Genomic DNA, 23,138 nt, shown 5'->3' with positions numbered 1-23,138 from the left:
TTTTATTATTCCTGTCGTTTTATTTCTAATTAAAATGCAGATGATTTATAATTAAAAATCAAAAAATTATAATTATAAATTTTCATTTTCTTATTATAAATTCTATACGGTACATTTTACTTTGAATATTTTGAATGTTATTGATTTAAAAGACTTTTTAGATATTCTTTCCTATCGTATTTTATAGAGAACATTTTATCAGATATCCTTTGTTCTAAATCCTACAAATACTTCTTTTTCTACTTCAAGAACTTTCATATCAAGGCATTTAGCATCTTCAACCTCATGCCAATAACGCAGAAATTTAGCCCATAAAGTAGGAGGGTTACTCATTCGCAAGGTTAGATATTCTATTTTATCTACATCTTCATTGCTAATATCGGTAGGTTTTACTTCTGTTTCATAAATATGATATTGCCCATCTATATATTTTATGCTAATAGACTTTCTTGTCTCCTTATTATATAAATACCCTTCGGCAATGAAAGGATTGAGCTTCTTAAACAATTGTGCATCTATTTTTGTTTCTGAACAGAAAACATGTGGATTATTTTCGTTACTTATCCATAAATATCCTTCGTAAGGTAAGCTGAAATCTATTTCATTTATCGTTATCATAAATTGTTTCTCCTTCTTTAATTAAACTTCCTTTAAATGTACCATTTCCACGGTTTACGCCTCCACCAAGTGGAAGATAACCTTTACATATATCTTTTAAAGCTGATTCGAAAGCTGGAATTATGTTTTTATCTTCTGTTTCAAACTTATGGAATCGCAGCTCTAAATTTATATTTTGGTTGGGTACATATAGAACCTCTTCAGAAAATAATGCACCTTCAACAGCACCGCCAGTAAAACGGTCTATTTTTACATGATTGAGTACTTTTCCTTTTAAAGTCTCTTCGTTCTTTATTATTACGTCAGAAAAAAGTATTTCACCACGTTGTTTATCTTCGCCTTTACTATTTCCTTCCGATCCAAACAAAGCCTTTACAGCTTCATTTCCTTTTCCTATATATTCTTCAAGTTCTTCTACTGTTTTAGTATCTGCAAACCGATTGTTTAATTTATTGTAATGATAAGCTGTACGATGTGCTAATGCACCTTTTACTGAAGTTGCTGGTATAAGTATTATTTTTTCGCGTTCTGCACATACAGCTTTACCATCTTTCCATTCTATAATAGGCTCACGAACATAAGTCATATCCGAACGGTCATCGCCAAATCCAGAGCCAAACAACATAAAATCTGTAGGCTGTAATCTTAATTCATAACGAACGTAATTAGCAGATGTGAGACTTTCGACTGGGAACGATTCAAAACCTTTCCATTGTTTTGCTAACGAAGACGATTTTTCAAGATAAAGTCCTAAATTGGTAGGGTCATTTAAATCTAAGCTTCTTCTCAAAATGCTGATAACTTTAATTTGTCCAAAACCACTTCGGGTGCCACTTCCTATACGAAAATCGTCTGTTTGAATTATGGCTAAAATGGCATTCATATCTTCTGAACAATCTTTATCGTCCATTATTTCCATTTCAAAGCAAAACCGCAATCCTTTTGGTACAATTTCTTCGTCGAACTTACCATTCTTTACGGCTGTTCCTTGTTGATTTATACGAACGTGTTGGCGAATTGGCAATTCTTTACACAATTTTGTAACCGTGTCTTCACAACTATTTAGTCCGTCAATAGGTTTACCTTCTGCCGAAAGTATTTTTGCTTCCGAAACTATTAAACGAGAACCCTGTCCTTCTTTCTTTTTTTGCCACCCCATCCACGTATTTTGTTTGTCGGCTGGCAACGAATGGCGGATAAGACCTGCCAAAGTTGTTCCTGGAACATAAGGAAGTTCGTTTACATCTTTCATAACAACTGAGTCGGTTGTTATATCTTTATTTCCGCTACCAACAGCAAGTGGAGTAGTTATTTCGAATGTAACTCTTGCTATTTGTCTATATCTATATGTATTTTCCATCTTTTTTATTTTTATGACTTACAAATTTTTGCCATTTCAGATGCCAAATTGATAACTGCTTCTTGCAAATGTCCCTCAAATTCTGTAGTTGCCAAGAAACCTATAAGCTTATCGCGGCGTCCTCTTTCTTTCCAATCTTCTGATTTTACCCCATGAGTTAGAAAACCTTCTATCGCTTCTCTAAGTTTTTTATCTTCAGAATACACCATTGCAAAACTTCTTATACTTCCCCATTGTGAAGCAAACTGTGATTTTTGGAAAAGCTTTCCATATTCATCTACAAAATGATTAACAGCTTCAATAATTACACCTTGTTTAACAGCCTGTTCTTTCTTCTTTTTTAAAAAAGCTATCAATTCATTATCTATATCTTTGTACGCTTTTATAGAAACAGTTTCTGGTTTTTGTTCACTAAAATTGTATATAGAAAGTCCTTTCTCTCTACTTTGCAAGAAAGCTGGATTATAAATAACGTGTCCAAAGCCCTCGTTTTTATAAAAACCAATTGTGCTCGACTTTATATTTATGTCTTTTGCTTTTACCAAAAATACACTTCCTTTTTCTATTCCGCAGCGTTCAGCATCAAATGCTTGTCGTTTATAATTCCATGGCGCATATTGGAAGGTACGAATTTGCGACAAGTTCCAATCTATTTCAGCATCCTTATCTTCAATTCCAAGCTCTATTGTTTTTGGTTGAAAGGTGTTATTACCATTTTCATCGAAAAATATGAGTCTACTATCTGCATACACAGCAATATATTGCTCGTTGCCTATAAGAATAGGTTGTTTAGTTGTTTCAACTTCTTTAAACGAAGTTGTAGAAATCTCTACCCACCCATATTGTGCCGAGCGTGAACGCCCAATATGGTGTTTACCACAAATAGCATTTACAATACTGTCTTTACAATGTAGGGCATTCTCGTCAATTTCAATAGAGAAATACATAACAAGTCCTTTACACAATGCTTCATAACCAAACATTTGACTATCTTTTGCTCTACGCAAATCACTATCGTATGCCGACTTAATAGAGAAATCTTTCAGTACTTTCACCTTAGTAGCCTCGTTTTGTTCGCTAAACACATAAAAATCGCCTCTACATTGCTTTAGTTGCAAGCCTTTAATTTCATCGTCGTGCTTTACAAAATGATGAACATAACAAGCATCGTCTATCTTTTTTAACTTAGGATAGTAGAACGATGCAGGAACTCGCAGACTTCTTATTCCGTTAAAAGAAGGATGTGCATCGCCAAAACGAACATTTCCACTATGAAAAATAAGCCACGAAGTTTCATCAGTTTCTCCATATAATTGTGATGCAACAATTCCAAGAAAGTTATTTCCAGAAATAAAATCAATACATTTTCGTTTTCCTTCTGTTGCAGGCGAATCGTTCAGAACAATATCCGAAAGCAACTCACATTTAAATTGTATCTTCTCCATATTTCTAATCCTCCTTACTTATTTCACATCTTCCATATCCTCTATTACGACCTAATCCCAAACGCTTTACCCATTTAAATGTTTCTAACAACAATTCTACATCTTCATTGGCTACATTCAGAATTGTGCCATAAACATTGCAGGGAATTGTTGTTTCAATTTTTCTAAGCGAGAGGTCTTTTGCTATTCCTTTTTCATCAATAGCTGTAGAAGCTACAGACATATACAAATAGTTTGTAAGTTCATTATTTATAATAGTAAGTTTTTCGTCTTCGCAAAGTGTTGCATCGGTAAACGAAACTGTACTCTGAGAGCCAAATTTTTCATCATCGCCTCCAAGTCCAAATATTCGTTTTAGGCTGTCTTGTGGTACTTTCTTAAATTGTGAAAGCATATTTGCAGCTTCTCTAAGTAATCCTTTTACAGTTCGTCCGGGAACGTATGGCAATTTATTGCTATCTTTAATAACTAATTCATCGACATCGGCTCCTGCTGCTAAGCCAGAACCACAATGCCAATTTGAAAAAAACGCTATTTTATATTTTATGTCCATCATTTTCTTTCTCCTTTTTTGTTTTTTGATTCATAATAGTATGGAAAGCTAACACATCATAGGCTGGATAAACATTCCATTTTTCGTCTAAATCTCTACTTTTTGTTAAATCGTCTATCAATTCTCTTTGCGTTTCGTTTAAAGTTTTCATACGTTTTAAACGTTGCATTGCCTTTTCGTTATTTTCATGCATAAGTGTTAACCATTGTCTTACGCCAGTTTTAATACCGTCGGCACTCTCTTTATCTAATTCCTCACTTATTCTTTCTAAATCGTTTATGGTATAATAGTTTTCGGGAGTCTGTTTTTTATCAAGAAAATAAGGACCAAAACAAAACGATACATTCTTTTTTATATCCTTATCATTCTCTTTCGTTTGCTTATCGTCGTTTTTATCTTTTTCGTAGACAATTTGCAATTCTCTTTTTACAATTTCATCGTATCGCATAATAAAAGAGTCTTGCACTTTATGAAACATTAGACACGATGGTGCTAAGATTTTATTTTGGTCCCTTGCCACATCCTTCGCCTTATCACAAAGTTGTTTTGCCAATTCATAACCATAATAAAAAGGATAAGACGATTTTATAAAAGCAACGCCAGCACAAACAGTAAGTTTATTTAATTCTGCTTGCTGCAAAATATTTTTAAATTCATCGTTCATGGTTTCTTTTTCAAATTGTGCCATAAATTCGGTAACATATTGAAAAGCTAAATCGCCGCGAATAATAACTGTCATATCATCTCCGCCCAATACTATTGGTCGAATAGGAATTACACCTTTCCAACCATCTTTTGGACTTACTTTTTTGAAAGCACTATTGGCAGAATTTATGGTTGCTTTATCTAATTTGTGAGAGAATTCCTTAAAATCGTCCACCTTTTTGGCAATTTTTTGTACCACTTGTCCTAATCCGTTTCCGTCTGCATGGATAATTGCAATCCATTCATTCTTATCTGTCATTTTCGACACATCAAAAGGAATAAAACTTATTAGGTTTGATGGGGCAGATTCTCCAAAACTTTTTTTGCATAATTGTATTGTATTATTACTTTCTCGCTTAGCAAAAGTAGATTCATCTAACTGTTCTTCGCCTTTTTTGTGTGTTATTGGAAATCCTGTCTTTGTAGAACGTTTCAAACCAAGTCTCCCTATTAGCAAACTCTTATTAGGTTTATTTCGTTGGACACGTAATTTAGCTTCCAATTCATTTATAGCATCTACTAAATCCCCTTTATCACCATCTTTTATCGCTACTACTGCCTGACTAATTGTTATGCCTGGAGCGTTTATCATAGCTCTTCTGGGGAAATTACGTACCACTTCTATACATTCTTCTTTCGAATTAAAAATATATTTTACATTTCCTGCTGCAGTTATCAGTCTGTTTTCTTCGTTCCATTTCTTTTTTCCTACAGCTTCTTGAAATAGATTTGTACAAATATCTTCTACTAATTCGCTTGCTCCAACAATATCTTTCAGTTCATTCGTCTGAAAAATAAAGTTTTGAATACCTTGTACGGCTGCCCCGTATAAATATTTTTCCATATTTTTCTTGATTATTTATTTTTTCTTGTTAATATTCCTGCTCCTATACTGGAGTGTTTTCCTATTCCCATTTGTTTTGGCAACATTATATTAATAGAAAAGTCGATGTCCATACTAGTTAATTTTATATGCTTAAAATGTGTAACGTTATTAATTTTATATGCTTTTATCATAGGTTCCAGAGTATAATCGATACGAACACCTATACCTTTTAAGAAAGACAATATATTTCCTACGAGAATACGTTCCAACATCTTTATACGTGTTACTAAATCGTCTGTTTCGAGAAATAAAGCATAGTTTATTTCATTCAATGCGAACCAGTCTTTTAAATGATAGTCGATGCGAGTTTCGCTATTTTCTATCTCAACTTCTTCTGCTTCAACATGTTCTATCCGAAGTTCTGTCTTTCTTTTTCCAATATTTACGCATAAATCTTGATTGGCTAATAATTCTCCTATTGCCTCTACTCCTTCTTCTATGCAAACGATGGCAGCCTTGCCACCTATTCGTTTGTATTGTATTAAGGGATAGGCATAACGTAAGGTTGAACCTTCGTTGTGATTATGAAAAAGAATATTGCCTGTAGAGATAGCTGCTATAATTGCACCACGAAAAAGTGGGAGTTCTCTCCTTTTCAATGGAGTATTAAACTGTATGGTTAATGTTTTTATCTTTGTCATTGACGATTGTTATTTTTTTATGGAAACTGATTTTATAGATGGCAATATGTGTGTAACATAAAGCCTATTCTGAAGATGAATACTATTCATTCATCTTCAAAACAGGCTTGTGGATTGTTGTCTTACTTCTTAAATTAAAGTATCTTGCGTTACTTCACTATCTTTTGCGATGTTTGCGAACCATCTATGTAAGTTGTGGTTTGAATGTAAACACCATTTTGTGGGTGTTCGACAATTCGCCCGGAAAGGTCGTAATACTTGACGTGATCTATTTTCTTTATGGTTGCAGCATTTATGCCGTCGCTCGTTATCTGATATTCTGTAATCCCGGAACTTAAACGTGTGTCACCGTCGATATATAAGGCTTCCATGCCTACTTTTATTTTTGCTTCTTTGTAGAAGTAAATTGCACGTGCGTTATCGTCGTACTTATAGAATTGGTATTGGTCTGAAAAAGCGTATGGCACATCGGTCATTTCAGCTTTCAGGTTCTTGTAAGTGTCGGGCTTGAAAGTTACTCGTTCACCATCAATATAGAGATTATAATAAAGATGCGTAGGGTCGAGATAGTTGAAATCTGGCGAATAATAGCTCAAAGTGAACTGCAAACCGCCAGGACCTCCCCATGGTTCTGGGTCATAGGGCTGATATGCCGTAAGTTTTGGCGGCATTGGTGCTGCAGCTTTCTTGTTCCATTGGCTAATTAGCGGGTAACGATAAGCATCGAAAATAAAAGTGCTGCGGTCGTCGTCTTCGCTTTTGTGTATCATTAATATACCTTTCGTGCTTAGTTCGTTTTTCGTTGCATCGTAAGTAAATACTAATGGTTCGCTGCCTATGCACGCTTTGTCGAATTCGTCGCCCATCTCGTTTTTGCCTTTCCCCATGATGCCCGATGAGGCATATACATAACAAGCAGTTGTGTGGTCTATTCCGAGAAACGATGTTCGTGGGAAAGTTACGGTTGTACCGTTTTTTGTACCTTTTATCCAATAGCCCTTTACGTTTGCCGATAAATCTCCTAAGTAGGCATCGTTACCATCGAAAGCATATTTTACAGGATATAGCTGAGACTTTCCTTCCATATCCATATAGAGCATTAATCCGTCGTAAGATTTAGCCGATGCTGGCGGTGTTAGCTTATTATCGTCTTTGCGTGTTGCTCTGTAAGTTTTTTCTGCATAACTTGTCCACGCTCCGGTAGAACGGCACATTCCTATCATTTCTTCCGGCTCGAGCACCATTTCAAGTGTATTGTCGTGCCATACATACTTTAGCACTTGTTTTTCTTTCCCCTCGTTGGGCACAAATGTCTCTTTTCCATTTTTTGTTTCTGGGTGTATTCGGTAGAGATATCCGTATTTTGGTTCGCCCGTAGAAAAATCTTCTTCCGAATATATGGCTTGTGGAAGCTGAAAAGCTATTGTATCTCCCTCGGTGCGTCTGCCTTTTATCCACGTTTTTGTGTAAAGTGAATTGAGCGGATTTTCAAGATATACTGCACCATCGTTACCAAAAACAAGTCGTTGCCAGTCGCCTGTACTTTTGTGTGGTATTCCGTAGTAATACACCGATTCAAATCCAGTGGTGGTACGATAGAGATTTATGGTTTCACCATCTGCGGGTTGTGTAATTATAGTTTCTTGTGCTACTGCTGTTGCTGCGCAGAAAAAGACTGATAAAAGAATAGTATAAATTTTTCGCATAAGTAATTATTGTTTTGAAGTTGTTTCTTAAAATGTCTTGTGGTTTAAAGTAACGTTTAAAAAGGAAAGTAAAGTATATGGCGTTAGGCTCTTTGATTGACAAAGCCCGCACCATATACTTTATATATATAAGACTATCTTACTTCTGAATCATCTGGAACTTAGCTTGAGCCTTTGGGGCTGTCATCATCGGTATCATTGTAACACCGTGCGATGTGCTTTGTTCTAAACGAATTGGAGCAGACACTTTGCTTTTTGCTTCGCCCGTACCTGTAGTGAATTCAACTTTTACAAGCGGACCCCATTCGTCGTTTATGTTTTTAGCCAACGAACAAGCATAATAGGTTGTAGATGGGTCTGCATTCCACGTTGCATTGTCTACACCGTATTGGTTCCAATGTGGATCTTGCGTGTTGTCTGTCTTCAATAAGTTTATTACACCCGTTTCGCCCATATCGGGTTTATCATAGGCTTGCTTCTCTATAATAATATCTCTGTGTACAGAGCATTCTGCATTTGGAGTATAAATTACACGCTGATAGTATGAATCGCCACTCTTTGCAAATTCCTTTATTTCGATTGCTACTTTAGCAGTGCCAGTTCCGCCAAGTTTCTTTGTAGTAACAGGAACTATAACCATGTCTGCGTAGGTTTCTGCTGCGTCCCACGCTTGTATATATATTTCGTATTTGGTGTTTGGCTCCATTCCAGTCCATTCGTGTTCGCTTTCACCTGTCTTTGGCACACCCCAGCGCTTAATCATATCGCCCATATTACTTAAACCCATCATTGGACCAAACTGTTCGAACTGTTCTTTTGCTTTTCCTTCAGGGAAAATGCAAACAGCATAACCGGCAACATCGGCATTTGGTGTAAACTTAGCCTTAATGGTTGTTGCGGTTGTATTTACTATTTCGCCAGTTATCTGCGGATTTCCAATAAGTGGTTTCTTAGGTGTTGTAAATTCAGCTTTCGACATGCTGCAAGCTACACCATATTTATCGTAACCAAGGGTAATAATAGTGTAAGGCGTGTTGTCTTTAAATGCCTGGTCAAAACCAGTCATTTGTGCATTTGTAAAATCATCTTGCATCATTGTTGCATTAATTCTTTCAAAGTAAGAAGCTGCAACTTCATCGCTGGTTATTTTGCTCGACAACGATTTTGGAATACAAGTAATTTTATATCCTTTACATTCAGCAGTTTTCTTAACTGCAACCCAAAGTGTATCGCCGGTAGATCCAGACTTATAGTCTTTATAAGTTACGTCTGCGGCAACTCTTCCTTCCACATTTGCAAAGAAAATGTTGTCTATGCGGTCTACCATAAAGGCTTTGTGCGAGTTGTTTTTCTCTAATACAATTACACGATTAGGTTCTGTCTGTGCAAATGTAGCCAGACTGAAAATTGCCATCAGGCAAAGTAATATTTTCTTTTTCATTGTTTTACGAATTTAAAGGTTGTGTTTTTAATTTTAATAATGAATACACCATTGTGCAGGTTAGAAGCTTCTATGCCTTCGCCATCTGCAACTCTGGTTCGCAACATTGTCTGTCCCTTTAAGTCGTAGATTGCCACTTCTGCTTGTTCGCTTCCTAATCCGTTGAAATAAAGCATATCGCCACGCTGAGAAATTTTTATTTCTTCAGTTTCTGCATTGCCTACCTTGTCTATTCCATCGGAAGTTTTCACAAATTTAATTTCCTTAATGACCGATAGTTTCCATACAGGTTCTACCGAGAACTTGCTGCCCACGATATGCATACCACTGGCATCGAAGGTTATCTTCTGAATGTCTGCAATGGCATACTTGCCAACATCGCCCGAATGTGGCGTAACCACAAGCTGCGTCTGCGCATAGGTTTGCGAGAAACTCATTGTCATTATGGCTGTTATAACAGCTGAGAAAAATTTTCTTTTCATAATGAATGATGTTTAAGTTAATGTTTTAAATTATATTGTTTAAAATTTCTTCAATCCGTTAGGTTCACTTTTTTGAATTTAGCTCGTAATCTTATTCATACGATGAAGTGCCCATACACTTATAGCATTAAGTGTTCAGAATTATTTGTAAAGGTACAAGTAAATTCACAGAAACTTAATATCTTTTAAATACTTTGAATTAAATTAACAATATTACATACTATTTATACAAAACCAAATTATGACCTATCTGCATATACATTTAAAGAAAGTGGGGTGTAAATTGTGCCAAAATGCATAAAGTATTTATATTTTTCGGCTACTTTAAATTAAGTTTACCATTTTACTATAGAGTTCTATTTACGTGTACTGAATTAGCAGACATAAAAACAAGTGGTAACAAATGTAGATTATATTATAAAAATGCCTCTTCAAATATCTATAAATAAACGAGTTGTAATGGCACAGAAATTTATAATGAAAATCTGTAGTTACAAAATTTAAAGTTATTATTACGAAATGAAAAAATTTTAATCCAAATTGGTTCATTAAACCGTAACATCATCATATCTTGTTAATAATTTTACTTCCTGCCATCTTCCATTTTCTTGTCGGCATCTTGATTGCCTTTCTAACTTGGCATACCCCGCTACGTCTTCGTTATAAAGCCAATCAATCTGCTTAACAATAAAACGAAATCTACTTATGCTCTAATGAACGACTTGGGTTAAAATATCTTCCATGAACGGAGCTGATAGACCATACACATTCCTTTTTGTGTCATCTTTATAGTAACTCTAAGTCTCGTTTCGCCCCATAGCATGTTTTTCAAGATTACAGATTGAGCCGCTTCTTCAGTTCCAGACGTTTCTCTTTCAACTCCTTATCGTCGGTATAAGCCAGAGCATAGCCCCAATAAAGATAGGCTTCCTTTAATTGTTTCAGGCTGTTTTTGGCGTCGCCCATATTCTTGTATATTTCGAACATGATGGTTTTGTTCGGTTCGTAAAGTGTTGCAGCGGTTCGCAAATGCTCTATGGCTGCATCGTAGCGACCGAGTTGGTTTTCCACAACGCCTAAACGATAGTTCCCAACTGCCATTTTGGGGTCTCGTTCCACCGCTTTTGCGAAGTAAAGGGCTGCCGAATCGAACTTTTCCAAGTATTCGTATGCGCCTGCCGTATAGTAAAGTGCGTTGTAAGTGGTATCGCCTGCTGCCATCACCTTATTATATATAGCAATGCACTGCTCGTATTTACGATTCAAGAAATAGGCTTCGCCCAGTGTACGGTTCACTTCCACATTGTCGGAATCGACTTTACAATAGCGTTCGCCATACAGAACTGCCATGTTAGGATTGCTGTCTTCTTGGTTTAAAAATACTTTCATAAGGTCGGCAACGATGTGTCCGTCCATCGGAAACTTCTCTATAAGCGTCATTCCCCAATAAGTCTGTAACGTTGTTTGTTGCATTGCTCCCTGCGCATAGTACATTTCGCGCAGTGCATCGTGGGTAAGGCTGTCTTCGGGAATGGTTTTCAGCATATCTGCACATTGCTTATATGCCGTACGGAGATAGTGGCACGAGGCAAGTTTCATGCGTATGGCATTGTCGTCGCCCAGTGTCTGCGCCTGCTTATAGTGCGAAATGGCGTGGAAATAGTTGTAAGCTTTCATGCAACTGTCGCCTTTTTCAATAAGTTGCCGGCGGTTTTGCGCCATTGCGTGCAGGCTGAAGCTGCACAAGACTACAAGAAGGAGGAATGTCTTCCGCATGGATAATTGGTTTAGAACGTGCTCGATAGATGTTTAGATAAGGAATTCTGTGGGACTTTTAAACGGTTGCAGTCCCACAGAAACGATTACAAAATGGTATGTTTACCTATTGTCATTGCAATCTGAACGTTATAGGCAGCATGTAACGCACAGCAACTGGTTTCCCTTTTAGCTTGCCCGGGTTCCATTTCGGCATAGCCAACACTATGCGGCAAGCCTCCTCATCGAGTGCCGGAGAAACCGAACGGATAATCTTTGGCTCTGAAACTTCACCATTTTCCGATACGATGAATTGCACAATAACCTTTCCTTGCTCTTTTTTGTTCATAGCCTCAACTGGATATTTCATATTCTGAAGTAACCATTGGTTAAGGTTTCCATTGAAGGTAGGCATATTTTCTATGTACTCGTACACTTTCTTCGGGCTTTTCTTTGGTCCCTTCTCTGCAGACTCTTCGTTTGCAACTTCTGTCGTTTCTTCTACTTTTTGAGCCGACATTTCACTGTTGCGGTTGTCCGCTTGTACTTCCATCTTGTTGTCTTTGCGTTCAATTGCTTCCGTAGACTGCACATTCTTTCGACTTTCTACTGCTACAGTAGCCTTGTTGCCAAATGACAAATCCACCATCTTTTCCTGTTTAACACTTGCCTTTGCCATAGGCATTGCCTTCGCAACGTTGGCTATATCGCGTGCAACTGTTTCGATGTTGCTCACAACAAGCAGCATTGCTGCCAACGGAATGTAAAGTGCATACTTTACTTTTGCTATTCTCTTTGTTCGTTTTTTGTTCATCATTTTGATACGCTTTTTAAGAGGTAAAACATTAAAATTATTTGAAATAGTAGCTACATTCTTTCTATATGCCAATCCAAGCAAATGGTATTGGTATTTCTTGCTGTCCGTTCCGCCTGCCAAGACATTGTTGTCGGCAAGATATTCGAGGTTCAACCGCACTTCACGCTTCAGCAACCACACGAACGGATTTGCCCAAAAGACGATGGCAAACAGTTCTGTAAAGAGGATATCTACGGAGTGAAGCTGCCTGCAATGAGCCAGTTCGTGCGTCATTATCTCGTCTGTTTCCTGTCTGTTGTGCTTCGTCGGGTTGATGAAAATCCAGTTGAAGAACGAGAAAGGTCCTTCGTCGCTTTCCAAAAGATACACTTTCGTTCCATTTATATCGGTTGTTCTGCATTTATTCCTCAGCCTTACGATGGACACCAACTGCCAGAAGAAGCGCAGCAACAACAGACAAGCCACCATAGTATATATAGTCATCGCCGTAGTTTCCCAGCCTATCGAACCTCCACCACCCGGTGTTACGGTTACAGCCGGCAGGACAATGGCAGCATATTCGTTTGCCATCGATACCATTCCCACGCTCTTGTTTATCCAATAAGAGCAGTTCAGTCCCGGCACCAACATCGCAACAAGGTACATTCCGATAAGCGTTGCCCTGCGCAACGCGAAGAATGTATCGCCCGAAAACATCAGTTTGTAAAAACCAAAGAGCACGATGAGGGCAAGGTTTAGTTTCAATAGGTACATCGTCATATCCGTTACATCTTAAGTTTAACGTGTTGAAGATACATCTTGGAGTAATTCAGAAAGACACCTTTACAGCATTTGCATCTTATTCTGTATCCTTTCCCCTTTCTATCTCGCTGATAATGTCTTTCAAATCCTCCGGTGAAATCTTGTCTTCCTTGGCAAAGAACGATACCATCTCGCGGAACGAGTTCTTGAAATAGTTGCCTACGAAGTTGCTCATGAAGTCTGACTTGTAATCGGTCTGGGCTATTTTAGGAGTGAAATGATAGACCAACCCATGCTGTTTTGCCGCTATATACCCTTTGCGCTTCAGGTTGTTCATCACCGAAGCCACGGTTGTGTAGGGTGGTTTGGGTTCCTCCAATTGTTGCAATATATCTTTCGTTGTGCAGTTGCCAAGTCGCCATACTTGCAACATAACTTCTTCTTCTTGTTTTGTCAGCTTTTCCATATCCGAATTGGGTTTGATTGTTTCTGTTGCAAATTTACGATTAATTCGTAATAAAAGCAACTTTACAGTGCCAATAATTGTTAATTATTTAATATTTAATACTGTATAACAGTTTAATACGAATAATTAAGAGAGGTGATAATGTAGAAAAATCAAGCCCATATTTACCACTCTTCGAGTAAAAAGCCCTTTTTATCTTTCCAGATAGCAACCTCTGTACACTGTATTATAGAAGCAGACAGAAGACGATAAGAGCGTAAATATTTTTCACAAACTTACCTATCGCATAACCTGTTATCTATCAACACATTACAAAACCCATTCTTTTGCACGGTAAAAGAGGCTGTTTTGCACGGTAAAACAGTCTCTTTTGAAATGCAAAACAATATCTTTCTCATTATGTTGTTAGTGAGTCGCTTTGTAGAACCTGCTCCGTTGAAAAGTATTTACAGGGCAGCAGTCTTTCGTAACTATCCACAGTAAACTGTTTTAAACCAATCAATAAGGTTGTCTTCTTTAATTTGATAGCGTTTTTCCAAGTAATAATAGAAAGGATTGCTTCGGATTTTATTAGAATATTATGGAATAATTTTGCAAGAATGTAATGTTATTATAGCCTCATTTTGCTTTTCTTAAAAAATAATAGTATATTTGTACGGATTTAATTATATATCCTCTTCCATGCAGCAGGAAGCTGGATAAAACGCATTCATCTAACCTTATCGGCTTTTTCCTTTAGGTTTTGATGATTAAACTAAACAATCCGCTGCATATAGGAGATTTATGTAATATGAAAAAAGCATTCTTTTCTTTGGCTTGTATATTCTTGTTAATAGGGAATATTGCCATTGTACAAAACCACACAGAGAAGCCTTGCACGATTTATAAATATGAAAGTCAAGATGGAAAGCTAATCAAAAAACTCTCTTAACTAAATTATTGCCAATGTATAACTTGTCAGAAATGGAGGAGTAGGATAAGGCTTATTCCTTGAAATTAATTTGGAAGCAAATAGAATATTCATTTTTTAAAAACAATCAAAGTATGCAAAGAAATTATTCTCTATTAATGACTGCAGCAATTGCTCTGTCCAGCAATGTTTGCATGGCTCAAACTTCTCCCGGAGAACCGTATATTGAGCTTACATCAGAACAAGAAACTGGTAAGTGGGGGCTATCGCTTGCGGTGGCTAACGATGAAGATAAAGCCAAAGTATGGGTAGACCTGAATAACAACGGACAAAAAGACGAGAACGAAACCATCGGTATGTGGGAATGGTATTGGTACAGTAGACCACGTACAGCAAAGACCTTGAGGATTTATGGACCTGTCATTGATATTGACTGTGGTAGCAAAGACAATGCAATTGCTGCAATCAATATTAAGAACAACCCCAATCTTCAAAAGCTAAAATGCACTTATTCTAAAGGACTCACTTCATTGGACCTTTCAGGAAATGCCAATCTTAAGAAGGTTAATGTTAGTGGTTGCAAACTCAACAGTATTGCACTGCCTGTCCAAAGTCCTGCGATGGAAGAACTGGACGTGAACGACAATGAACTTGATAAACTTGAAGTGTCCGGTTGCAGCAAGTTGGTGAGAATAGACTGCTTTAAAAATAGGCTTACAGCCGATGCCATGCAAAAGTTAGTGGAGAGTCTTCCGGACCGTTCACAAGAAAATACAGCAGGCAGGTTATTTGTACTTTACAGTATAGACGAGAAGGAGAAGAACGAGATTCTGAAAACTTCGGTAGAACAAGCCAAGACCAAGAAATGGGACGTAAAATACTTCACAGGGCAACTTGATTATTCTGGTTCAGACCACAATCGTTATCTTACGTCAAAGCCTAAGGCTATCTTGACCACCTCCAAGCAAAGCGGTGAGTGGCTACTCAATATCGGTGTTCCCGAACAAGAGGTTGATAGCGTTTGGATTGACTTGAATAACAACAATGAATATGACTACGGTGAGGAACAAAATGTATTTAATCAGCAAGTGCGCCTGCCCATCAGTGGAGAAAAAATAAACATTTATGGCAAGCTAAGCAAACTTGTGTGTATGGGCAATCACCTTACCGCACTCAATGTTGAAGAATGCACAGAGTTGGAGACTCTTAATTGTTCAAAGAACGAACTTCAGACATTGAAACTTAACAGCAACAAGAAACTCAAAGAATTGTTAGGGTATGAAAATGAATTAACGGAAATAGATCTGAGTGAAAACAAAGAACTGGTTTTGCTATCACTCAACACCAACAAACTCTCGGCAGCAAACTTTGACAATAATAATGCACTGACTACATTATTTATTTCGAACAATGAACTTAAAGAACTCAATGTAAAACCCTGCATAAACCTTCGGACAATTGCATTTGAGAATAATCAGCTCCAAGAAGTTGATTTAAGCAAGAATGCCCTCATTGAGAGTATTTATGCCCAGAAGAACAAACTTACAAAGCTAAACTTAAAGGGTCTTAACGGTCTACGAATGCTTTCGTGTGAGCACAATGCCCTCTCCAGCATCGCTCTTGATGAAAATCTAAAGCAGCTGGAAGCTGTATATTGCTTCTGTAATCAAATCAAAGGGCAGGAAATGAAATCGCTATGCAACATGTTGCCGGTGAGAGAAGATAATAAAAAGGGTGAATTTTATGTTGTCGATACCACGAATCCCACGGAAGAAAACCAGTGTACAAAGAAAGACGTAGAAGTTGCCAACAAGCGCAATTGGAAGGTTTATGACTATAAGAACAAAGAAAACAATGGTAAAAACCTCTATGAGGGAAAAGAAAATCCTACGGGATTAAACCTGCCGGAGGGCAGAGAAGATATTAACGTATGCTTCATTGGCAATGGATTGTTGCAAATTAATACGCCTCAAAGTTTGCAAGGCAGGGACATCAGGGTGTATGACATCAACGGACGTATTCTGAAACAAGATGTGTGCAAGGGTGGTCTTCAGCTTCTTTCTATTCAGAAAGGTGATAGCCAGGGTGTGATATTCATTCAGGTAGATGGCAAGACATTTAAGCGCATGCATTGATGGATAAAACAATTTGCTGCATATTACAAGATGCGAAAACACGAACTATTCCCATATACCGAATAGCTCGTGTGGCAAATGCTGGAGAATAGGTAAATAATCAAGTAGGAGGTAAATACCAACCAATAGGTGTTTTATCTCCTACTTTTTTTAATTGACAACGGTATGATAATTCATTGACAGCATAGTGAGTATACAAAAACGGCGGAACAACATCGCGTTGTTCCGCCGTCAAAAATAATAACAGATACTTATGTTAATGAACGAACTTCGTTGAAGCTCCATTGAAGGTTACGATGTAGACACCGCGCGGCATATCGCCGAGGTCTATCACTGTAGGATTGTCGAGCGAACGCACCGCTGCGCCTTGTGCATTATAGAGCACAACCCGTCCGCAATTGCCGTTGAACAGTATCTTTCCATCGGTAACGACAAACTCTGCTGTGCTGCCGTCAGCCTCGATGCCCTGCACACCCGTTGGGTCATCAACGCCCTCGTAAGACAAACCGGGATAACCTTCCGTACCGCCAACATAGTCTATCACGTTCCACTGCTTTGCCTTTGCAACCGCCACAGCCGATTTCGTGCAGACATTGCCCTCTGTTCCCTTCGTATCGACGATGATTATTTCGGCAATGTCGCTCTCGTTACGCTGCGGAAGTCCCTCCATAAGCGACTTGCAAGCCTTGGCAGAAAGCTCATTTGAATAGCATACTACGGTTAAAATCATTTGGTTTTGCGACAAATCCAACGCTTTCAGCTTGTTGTTGTCTATCCAGATGTACTCCAACTCTTCGAGTGCCTTCATATTTACATCGGTCAGCAGGTTATGGTGAAGCGAAAGCGTGTTCACGTTCTTCAACTTCGACAAGTCGAGTTCTGCCATCTCGTTGTTGTAAGCACAGAGCAATTCCAGTTCAGGAAGGTCGAGCGTCATCGCCTTCAGCTTGTTGTCGTTGATATAAAGTTTCTTCAGCGTAGGCGAATTGAGCGAGAACGACGCGAAATTGTTCTTTGCCAACTGCAATTCCTGTATGTTGGTATTCTTCGTAAGATTGAGTTCGGAGAGTTTATTCTCGTTCGCAAACAGGTTCTGCAAATATGGATTGTTCGTTACGTTCAGCTTCTCTATGTCTGTACCGTTCAGCGAAAGCGTTTCAAGATACTTCTGCGCACTCACGTCAATGCTGCCAATCTTGTTCTTGTTTGCTGAAAGGAAGTTCAGAAGAAGGTTCTTGCTGACATCGAGTTTCGTAAGTTCGTTCTCGTCGCAATCCACGAAAACAAGCTTTCCGCACTGCGTAATATCCAATTCCTTCAGTCCGCAGTAGCTGCAAATCAAAGTGTCGAGGTCTTTGTTATTAGACAATTCCAACTTCTCCAACTTGCCGTTCTTACAACTTAGTACCTTCAGCATAGGACAATGGCTTACATCAAGGGCTTCCACTTCAAAGTTATCGACACTCATATCCGTAATTCTGCCTTCGATTCTTACATCTTTCTTCGTAACCTGATAGTAGTCAAACTTCTCGCCCAATACATCTTCCGTCTTCAAGAACTTAATTCCGTCGAACGTCATATCCTCGCCGACAATATGGAAAACAACCTCGCTGCCAATATTCTTGCTGGTCGTAAAGGTTACATAAGCCTTCTCTGCAGCTTCTTCAATATGCTTGAACGACGACCAAGGCGTAGATATTTTGTAAACGTTCAGCTTTCCGTGAGGAACAAACAGCTTGCATTGGTCGAAGTCCACGTTATAGAACGCCATCGAACCACAATAGGGAGGCGCAGCAGCAAGGGCGTGAACTTCGGTCAGTCCCGTACAATTCATAAACACGCCAAAGCCAATCTGCTCAAGATTTTCGGGCAAGGTAATGGTCGTTAATTTCTTTATGTGTGCAAATGCCGAGCTTGCTATCTCGGTGAGCGACTTCGGCAAGGTTATCTTCGTAAGCTCGTAAACCTCATAGAACGAATATTTGTCAATCTTCTTCACCGTTTCGGGCACCACATACTCGCCGCTTCTGCCCTTCGGATACTTCAAAAGCGTTTCTATGTTCTTATCGAAAAGCACGCCGTCTACAGACGCAAAGGTCTTATTATCCTTATGAACCTCAAACGCTTTCATAGCGTTGCAGATGTAGAAAGGCACCGAACCGCTGCTGCCGATATCGTCAAGCGATGCAGGAATAACAAGTTTCTCAAGCTTTTCGGTGTTCGAGAAAGCGTCGCCTAAGAGTTTTACCGTGCCTTCAGGAATGGTGTACGTACCCGTCTTTCCGTCGGGGCACTTCATCAAGGTAGTCATATCCTTGTCGAAAAGCACACCCTCTGCCGTCTTAAAGTTCTTGTTTTCAGGCTTTACAATAATTTCTGTAAGATTGTCGCATAGCAAGAAAGCGTTCTTCTCAATAGATGTAACGCTATTGGGCACCGTTATCTTGCGCAACTGCTCGCACTTGCAAAACATATTAATCGAGAGGGTGTTATCCTTTGTGCCGTATTCCAAATCTTCATTGACATAATAATAAGTGTCGCCACCTGCCACAATGTTCGCCCCCGAAAGGTCGAGCACCTGCAGTTTTCCGTCGGTCTTTCCGCCCGCAATGGTGCTTCCACCCATGGCACGAATAAAGAGAATGTCCGTGCCGTTTAGGTTTCCTGTCAGCGTAAGTTCCGTAAGAGAAAGCATTTCCTCTTCCGTCAGCTTGTCTTTCAATGTTCCTGCTTCTTCTACGTGCACCGTTTTCTGTGCAAAAGCTACCGATGCCGATAGCAACATACATACTAATGCGATGAAACCCCTAAAGTTTCCGTTGGTAAATAGTTTTTGTTTCATAACACAATGATATTAGTGAATAAATGATTTAAGTGTCATTAGACTTCGCAAAAATAACGTTAATTTCATGAATATGCAAGCTTTCATATGCCTTTCTCGTGTATTTCGTTCGTCAATTGTTAGGAAAGCAGTCTATTGGCTTACTATATGACATGCAATAAATAAAAGAGAGGAGTGTATTATTGAAACTATTAAGATGCACAGAAAGAATGTCCGACATGAGGTAACAAAATTCTTATAAATCGGACAACAAGTGTAATATGGGTATTAGAAAGAAAGCTAAGAAATACGAGGTAAGTGCTACAAGCATAGTGCTTACCTCGTCTATTTTGTCTTAGCGTGTTGCCATAAAGTAGCTTGTGCCTGCTACTGCCTGGCGAAGTTCGTACACGCCGGCTGCGTCTGGGGTAACGTCCATGGTCATTCCGTTGTTCAGGAATGCCTTTATCGTGCCGTTTTCGTTGAAATGTATGAGCTTGTTTTCCTTGCCGTTCTCATTCATGTACCAGTTGTTCTCTTCCTTGTTGTAGGTTAGGTAGAAGACACTTCCGTCCGGACGGGTTATCTCGTAGCCATTCTTAAGATACTTCACGGCATACATCAGGCCGTCGTCGCCTTTAATGTTCTTGGTCTTGCCTATGTTCTTTGCCATTGGGTTGTCGCCTGTCCAGAATTCGATAGTGTTAAGAACAAGGACATCGATTGTGCCGGCAATGGCATAAGCCGGAGAGATGACAATAAAGATGAGTTCGTTTAGGAACTTAGAGTCGGTGGCACGTCTGTTCCATTTAGCCAATTTGCTGAACATCGTGAACGAACCTACACAAGAGGTTGCCAACATTGTGCCTGCCAGGAGGCATACAGCCACTTTCAATTCTTTTCTTTTCATAATGAATAAAATTTTACTGTTGTTTATGTATAAATGCGTTGTATTCTCGTGGAATAGTTAATTTATCCCTGCATTATCTTTTTCGTAAGTTCCTCAAAGTTGTTGGCTACGTCGATATAACGATGGTAGTCGCCGCGTATGAATCCTTGTGCCTGCAAGTCGTCCAGCACTGCAACAAGTTTGTTCCAGAAACCCTTCACGTTGTATAATATGACGCGCTTGTCGTGATAGCCTATCGAGCCCGATGCCGCAACCGTGAATATCTCGTCGATGGTGCCTATGCCGCCGGGGAGTGCCACTGCCATGTCGCTTTGCATCATCAGCAGGTCTTTGCGGTCCGACAGGTTCTCGCACGGAAACTCTATGTCTATGTAGTCGCTCTTCTTGCCGCCTTTCTCTATGATACGTGGCACTATGCCGATGGTTGTGCCGCCTGCTTCGTGAACAGACCGACCGATGCACTCCATCAGTCCGATGTTGCAGCCTCCGTATGCTACGGCATAATGGTGCTCGCCTATCCATCTTCCCAACTCTTCTGTACACTCAAAGAAATCTGGATCTATATTATTGTTAGCCGAACAGAATACACCTATTTTCATATCTTACATTATTTATATTCTAACCGAATGCAATTATTTCAATACAAAAGTACACTATTAAGATAGTTGAGCCAAATACTTGGATTACTTTTGTCTTTTTTTAGAAGTAGAGCTTTAGTTGTTAATGTTTATGAACGACGGAGAAGGCACATCTTAAAGCAGCAGTTGCCTTTGCACATTCCTCCAGGATTATTGCCGTGTGTCCGGAAACAGACCCTTCCGAACAACTGCCAAAATAGCAACGGAGTTACGGCATTTGTCGCTTCGGGGTTACGGCAGTTGCCGCTTCGGGGTTACGACAAACACCGTTGCGGAACATCGGTAAACACGGCGTTTTGCAGCCTTGCGGAACAGAGGTTCTGAAAGCAACAAACCTGCCTTGTGTTCCGTGGAAGGAAACTCAAGGCAGGTTTGGCTTGCAGGTGGCTGTACTTTGTTCCTAAAAGTCTGAAAGTTCTTTTGCAAGGATACTTTCGAGTTGTTCTGCCGACAAGCGCACTTGGAACTCTCCTCGAATGGCTGTCGAAATCTTGCCCGTCTCTTCTGAAACCACTATGGCAAGCGCATCAGATGCCTGCGAAATTCCTAATGCTGCACGGTGGCGAAGCCCGAATTCTTTCGGTATGTCCTGGTTGTGGCTGACCGGAAGAATGCAGCCTGCGGCTTTTATGCGTTTCTTTGATATTACCATTGCGCCGTCGTGGAGGGGAGAGTTCTTGAAGAAAATGTTTTCGATGAGCCGCTGGTCGATACGCGCATCGATGTAGTCGCCCGTTTCTACAATGTCCTGAAGCATCACGCTGCGCTCTATTACGATGAGTGCCCCCACCTTTCCCTTACCCATGTTCATGCACGCCATGACGATTGGGAGAATTGCTTCGCGGTCTACGCCTTTCTTGTTCTTGTCGCTTCGGAACAGTTTCAGTATATTCTTTGCTTTCTGGTGTGCACCGAGATTATAGAGGAAGTAGCGTATTTCCTTTTGGAAGAGCACGATAAGTCCGATTACTCCCACAGAGACCAGCTTGTCCATGATGCTTCCCAAGAGGCGCATTTCCAATACCTGACTGACGATAAGCCAGATAACGACGAATACCATAATGCCCGCGAACACGTTGAGCGAACGCGATTCTTTCATGATGCGATAGGTGTAGTAGAGCATGAGTGCCACCAACACGATATCGATGATGTCCTTTAAGCCAAATTCGAAAAACATATTCTTTCCTTTCTGCTATTCCTTTTGCGTAACAGGCAGTCTATTCAGTCCTGGCTGCAGCCGCCAGACGCCCATAAATCCGCACGGTTTCTACTGCTTCTTTCACGTCGTGTACACGCAGAATGCTTGCTCCTTTCATCAGTGCAATCATGTTTAGGGCAGTCGTTCCGTTCAGGCTCTCCTGCGCTGTGATGCCCAATAGCTGATGAATCATGCGCTTGCGACTAATTCCAACCAGAATGGGAAGCTCCAAGACGTGTAGCTGTTCCATTGCGTTCATTAGCGCATAGTTGCCGTCGATGGGGTCTTTGCCAAATCCGAAGCCCGGGTCCAAAATGATATCTTTCTGCCCCAAAGCACGCAACTCCTGCACTTCGCGTGCAAGATTGAGCAACATGTCGTGCATGTCAGGAGCCTTCGACATTAAGATATAAGGTACTCCTAATTCGGCAACGGTACGAAACATGTCGGGGTCGCTGCCTTCTTCCACGTCGTTTACAATGTCTACACCAAATTCGTCTACCATTTCCCGGGCTATCGAGGCACGGAAAGTGTCGAGCGAGATAATGGCTTCGGGCTGTGCTTTCCTTATAATGGGGAGTGCCATGGCAAGGCGGCGTCTTTCCTCTGCTTCGTCTACAAACTTGCTGCCGGGACGTGTAGAGCATGCACCGACATCTATAATCTTCGCTCCCTCTGCTATTATCTGGTTGGTGCGATTGTATATTTCTGCCTCGGTTTGCATGCGGCTGTCCGCATAGAACGAGTCTGGCGTAACATTCAAAATTCCCATAACACACGGTTTAGACAAGTCGAGGAGTTGTCCTTTTACGTTTATGGTATAGTCTGTAGAATTAAACCGTGATGCAAAACTTTCTTTTTCCATACTGACAAAGTTACTAAAAGCACTTTAGACGGCAAAGTGGCAACA

18 protein-coding genes are annotated in these 23,138 nt (G+C 39.6%); 1 reads left to right on the top strand and 17 read right to left on the bottom strand.

Annotated features, from left to right (window positions below):
- Nucleotides 1-198: 198 nt before the first annotated feature.
- The 12 genes from RDV52_RS04520 to RDV52_RS04465 form a co-directional block, all read right to left on the bottom strand.
- Nucleotides 199-618, bottom strand: coding sequence for a TIGR04423 family type III CRISPR-associated protein (locus RDV52_RS04520; protein WP_004366842.1), 420 nt, complete (start codon nucleotides 616-618; stop codon nucleotides 199-201).
- Nucleotides 602-1,978, bottom strand: a complete 1,377-nt coding sequence (locus RDV52_RS04515; protein WP_004366843.1) for an RAMP superfamily CRISPR-associated protein — start codon at nucleotides 1,976-1,978, stop codon at nucleotides 602-604. The genes RDV52_RS04520 and RDV52_RS04515 overlap by 17 nt, the downstream gene beginning before the upstream one ends.
- 11 nt (nucleotides 1,979-1,989) lie before the next feature.
- Entirely contained in the window at nucleotides 1,990-3,423 is a 1,434-nt protein-coding gene (locus tag RDV52_RS04510; protein WP_004366845.1) for a hypothetical protein, read from the bottom strand.
- Between the two features lie 4 nt (nucleotides 3,424-3,427).
- On the bottom strand, nucleotides 3,428-3,979 hold the full coding sequence (locus RDV52_RS04505; RefSeq protein WP_004366847.1) for an RAMP superfamily CRISPR-associated protein: 552 nt from the start codon (nucleotides 3,977-3,979) through the stop codon (nucleotides 3,428-3,430).
- The gene (locus RDV52_RS04500; protein ID WP_004366849.1) at nucleotides 3,960-5,525 is read right to left on the bottom strand and encodes a Cas10/Cmr2 second palm domain-containing protein; all 1,566 of its coding nucleotides are present in this window, start codon (nucleotides 5,523-5,525) and stop codon (nucleotides 3,960-3,962) included. The genes RDV52_RS04505 and RDV52_RS04500 overlap by 20 nt, the downstream gene beginning before the upstream one ends.
- 11 nt (nucleotides 5,526-5,536) lie before the next feature.
- Nucleotides 5,537-6,208 (bottom strand): CRISPR-associated endonuclease Cas6, encoded by a 672-nt coding sequence (locus RDV52_RS04495; RefSeq protein WP_004366851.1) that lies wholly within the window; start codon nucleotides 6,206-6,208, stop codon nucleotides 5,537-5,539.
- Nucleotides 6,209-6,357: 149 nt separating this feature from the next.
- On the bottom strand, nucleotides 6,358-7,914 hold the full coding sequence (locus RDV52_RS04490; RefSeq protein ID WP_004366853.1) for a hypothetical protein: 1,557 nt from the start codon (nucleotides 7,912-7,914) through the stop codon (nucleotides 6,358-6,360).
- 139 nt (nucleotides 7,915-8,053) lie between these two features.
- Nucleotides 8,054-9,355 carry a hypothetical protein gene (locus RDV52_RS04485; protein WP_004363890.1) on the bottom strand — a complete coding sequence of 434 codons (1,302 nt, stop codon included), beginning with the start codon at nucleotides 9,353-9,355 and terminating at the stop codon, nucleotides 8,054-8,056.
- Nucleotides 9,352-9,837 carry a T9SS type A sorting domain-containing protein gene (locus RDV52_RS04480; RefSeq protein WP_004366856.1) on the bottom strand — a complete coding sequence of 162 codons (486 nt, stop codon included), beginning with the start codon at nucleotides 9,835-9,837 and terminating at the stop codon, nucleotides 9,352-9,354. The genes RDV52_RS04485 and RDV52_RS04480 overlap by 4 nt, the downstream gene beginning before the upstream one ends.
- Nucleotides 9,838-10,671: 834 nt before the next feature.
- Nucleotides 10,672-11,613 carry a tetratricopeptide repeat protein gene (locus tag RDV52_RS04475; RefSeq protein ID WP_040556910.1) on the bottom strand — a complete coding sequence of 314 codons (942 nt, stop codon included), beginning with the start codon at nucleotides 11,611-11,613 and terminating at the stop codon, nucleotides 10,672-10,674.
- Between the two features lie 112 nt (nucleotides 11,614-11,725).
- Nucleotides 11,726-13,168, bottom strand: a complete 1,443-nt coding sequence (locus RDV52_RS04470; RefSeq protein WP_004366859.1) for a M56 family metallopeptidase — start codon at nucleotides 13,166-13,168, stop codon at nucleotides 11,726-11,728.
- A 79-nt stretch (nucleotides 13,169-13,247) separates the two neighbouring features.
- Entirely contained in the window at nucleotides 13,248-13,616 is a 369-nt protein-coding gene (locus RDV52_RS04465) for a BlaI/MecI/CopY family transcriptional regulator (RefSeq protein ID WP_004363885.1), read from the bottom strand.
- A 1,044-nt stretch (nucleotides 13,617-14,660) separates the two neighbouring features.
- Between RDV52_RS04465 and RDV52_RS04460 the strand changes: the two genes are divergently transcribed.
- Nucleotides 14,661-16,661: a leucine-rich repeat domain-containing protein gene (locus tag RDV52_RS04460; protein ID WP_040556911.1), complete on the top strand. Its 2,001-nt coding sequence runs from the start codon at nucleotides 14,661-14,663 to the stop codon at nucleotides 16,659-16,661.
- Nucleotides 16,662-16,917: 256 nt separating this feature from the next.
- On the opposite strand, the gene RDV52_RS04455 is transcribed toward RDV52_RS04460, so the two are convergent.
- The 5 genes from RDV52_RS04455 to folP all read right to left on the bottom strand — a co-directional run bounded on the left by RDV52_RS04455 (nucleotide 16,918) and on the right by folP (nucleotide 23,093).
- A complete protein-coding gene (locus tag RDV52_RS04455; RefSeq protein ID WP_004366862.1) occupies nucleotides 16,918-19,503 on the bottom strand; it encodes a leucine-rich repeat protein in 2,586 nt (861 codons plus the stop codon).
- Nucleotides 19,504-19,837: 334 nt separating this feature from the next.
- Nucleotides 19,838-20,392, bottom strand: a complete 555-nt coding sequence (locus tag RDV52_RS04450) for a DUF3332 domain-containing protein (protein ID WP_004362364.1) — start codon at nucleotides 20,390-20,392, stop codon at nucleotides 19,838-19,840.
- 62 nt (nucleotides 20,393-20,454) lie between these two features.
- Nucleotides 20,455-20,991: an LOG family protein gene (locus tag RDV52_RS04445; protein ID WP_004366863.1), complete on the bottom strand. Its 537-nt coding sequence runs from the start codon at nucleotides 20,989-20,991 to the stop codon at nucleotides 20,455-20,457.
- 439 nt (nucleotides 20,992-21,430) lie between these two features.
- Entirely contained in the window at nucleotides 21,431-22,207 is a 777-nt protein-coding gene (cdaA, locus tag RDV52_RS04440) for a diadenylate cyclase CdaA (protein WP_004362362.1), read from the bottom strand.
- Nucleotides 22,208-22,247: 40 nt separating this feature from the next.
- On the bottom strand, nucleotides 22,248-23,093 hold the full coding sequence (gene folP / locus RDV52_RS04435; protein WP_004366864.1) for a dihydropteroate synthase: 846 nt from the start codon (nucleotides 23,091-23,093) through the stop codon (nucleotides 22,248-22,250).
- Nucleotides 23,094-23,138: the final 45 nt, after the last annotated feature.

It is taken from the genome of Prevotella nigrescens (assembly GCF_031191185.1).
In the GTDB taxonomy this organism is placed as follows: domain Bacteria; phylum Bacteroidota; class Bacteroidia; order Bacteroidales; family Bacteroidaceae; genus Prevotella; species Prevotella nigrescens.
Note: the sequence above shows the minus strand (reverse complement) of the source record. Positions and strands in the feature narration are given on the sequence as shown.

Bases quoted from the DNA above. Each gene is read 5' to 3' on its own strand.
- RDV52_RS04520 (WP_004366842.1), bottom strand. From the start codon at position 618: ATGATAACGATAAATGAAATAGATTTCAGCTTACCTTACGAAGGATAT.
- RDV52_RS04515 (WP_004366843.1), bottom strand. From the start codon at position 1,978: ATGGAAAATACATATAGATATAGACAAATAGCAAGAGTTACATTCGAA.
- RDV52_RS04510 (WP_004366845.1), bottom strand. From the start codon at position 3,423: ATGGAGAAGATACAATTTAAATGTGAGTTGCTTTCGGATATTGTTCTG.
- RDV52_RS04505 (WP_004366847.1), bottom strand. From the start codon at position 3,979: ATGATGGACATAAAATATAAAATAGCGTTTTTTTCAAATTGGCATTGT.
- RDV52_RS04500 (WP_004366849.1), bottom strand. From the start codon at position 5,525: ATGGAAAAATATTTATACGGGGCAGCCGTACAAGGTATTCAAAACTTT.
- RDV52_RS04495 (WP_004366851.1), bottom strand. From the start codon at position 6,208: ATGACAAAGATAAAAACATTAACCATACAGTTTAATACTCCATTGAAA.
- RDV52_RS04490 (WP_004366853.1), bottom strand. From the start codon at position 7,914: ATGCGAAAAATTTATACTATTCTTTTATCAGTCTTTTTCTGCGCAGCA.
- RDV52_RS04485 (WP_004363890.1), bottom strand. From the start codon at position 9,355: ATGAAAAAGAAAATATTACTTTGCCTGATGGCAATTTTCAGTCTGGCT.
- RDV52_RS04480 (WP_004366856.1), bottom strand. From the start codon at position 9,837: ATGAAAAGAAAATTTTTCTCAGCTGTTATAACAGCCATAATGACAATG.
- RDV52_RS04475 (WP_040556910.1), bottom strand. From the start codon at position 11,613: ATGCGGAAGACATTCCTCCTTCTTGTAGTCTTGTGCAGCTTCAGCCTG.
- RDV52_RS04470 (WP_004366859.1), bottom strand. From the start codon at position 13,168: ATGACGATGTACCTATTGAAACTAAACCTTGCCCTCATCGTGCTCTTT.
- RDV52_RS04465 (WP_004363885.1), bottom strand. From the start codon at position 13,616: ATGGAAAAGCTGACAAAACAAGAAGAAGAAGTTATGTTGCAAGTATGG.
- RDV52_RS04460 (WP_040556911.1), top strand. From the start codon at position 14,661: ATGCAAAGAAATTATTCTCTATTAATGACTGCAGCAATTGCTCTGTCC.
- RDV52_RS04455 (WP_004366862.1), bottom strand. From the start codon at position 19,503: ATGAAACAAAAACTATTTACCAACGGAAACTTTAGGGGTTTCATCGCA.
- RDV52_RS04450 (WP_004362364.1), bottom strand. From the start codon at position 20,392: ATGAAAAGAAAAGAATTGAAAGTGGCTGTATGCCTCCTGGCAGGCACA.
- RDV52_RS04445 (WP_004366863.1), bottom strand. From the start codon at position 20,991: ATGAAAATAGGTGTATTCTGTTCGGCTAACAATAATATAGATCCAGAT.
- cdaA (WP_004362362.1), bottom strand. From the start codon at position 22,207: ATGTTTTTCGAATTTGGCTTAAAGGACATCATCGATATCGTGTTGGTG.
- folP (WP_004366864.1), bottom strand. From the start codon at position 23,093: ATGGAAAAAGAAAGTTTTGCATCACGGTTTAATTCTACAGACTATACC.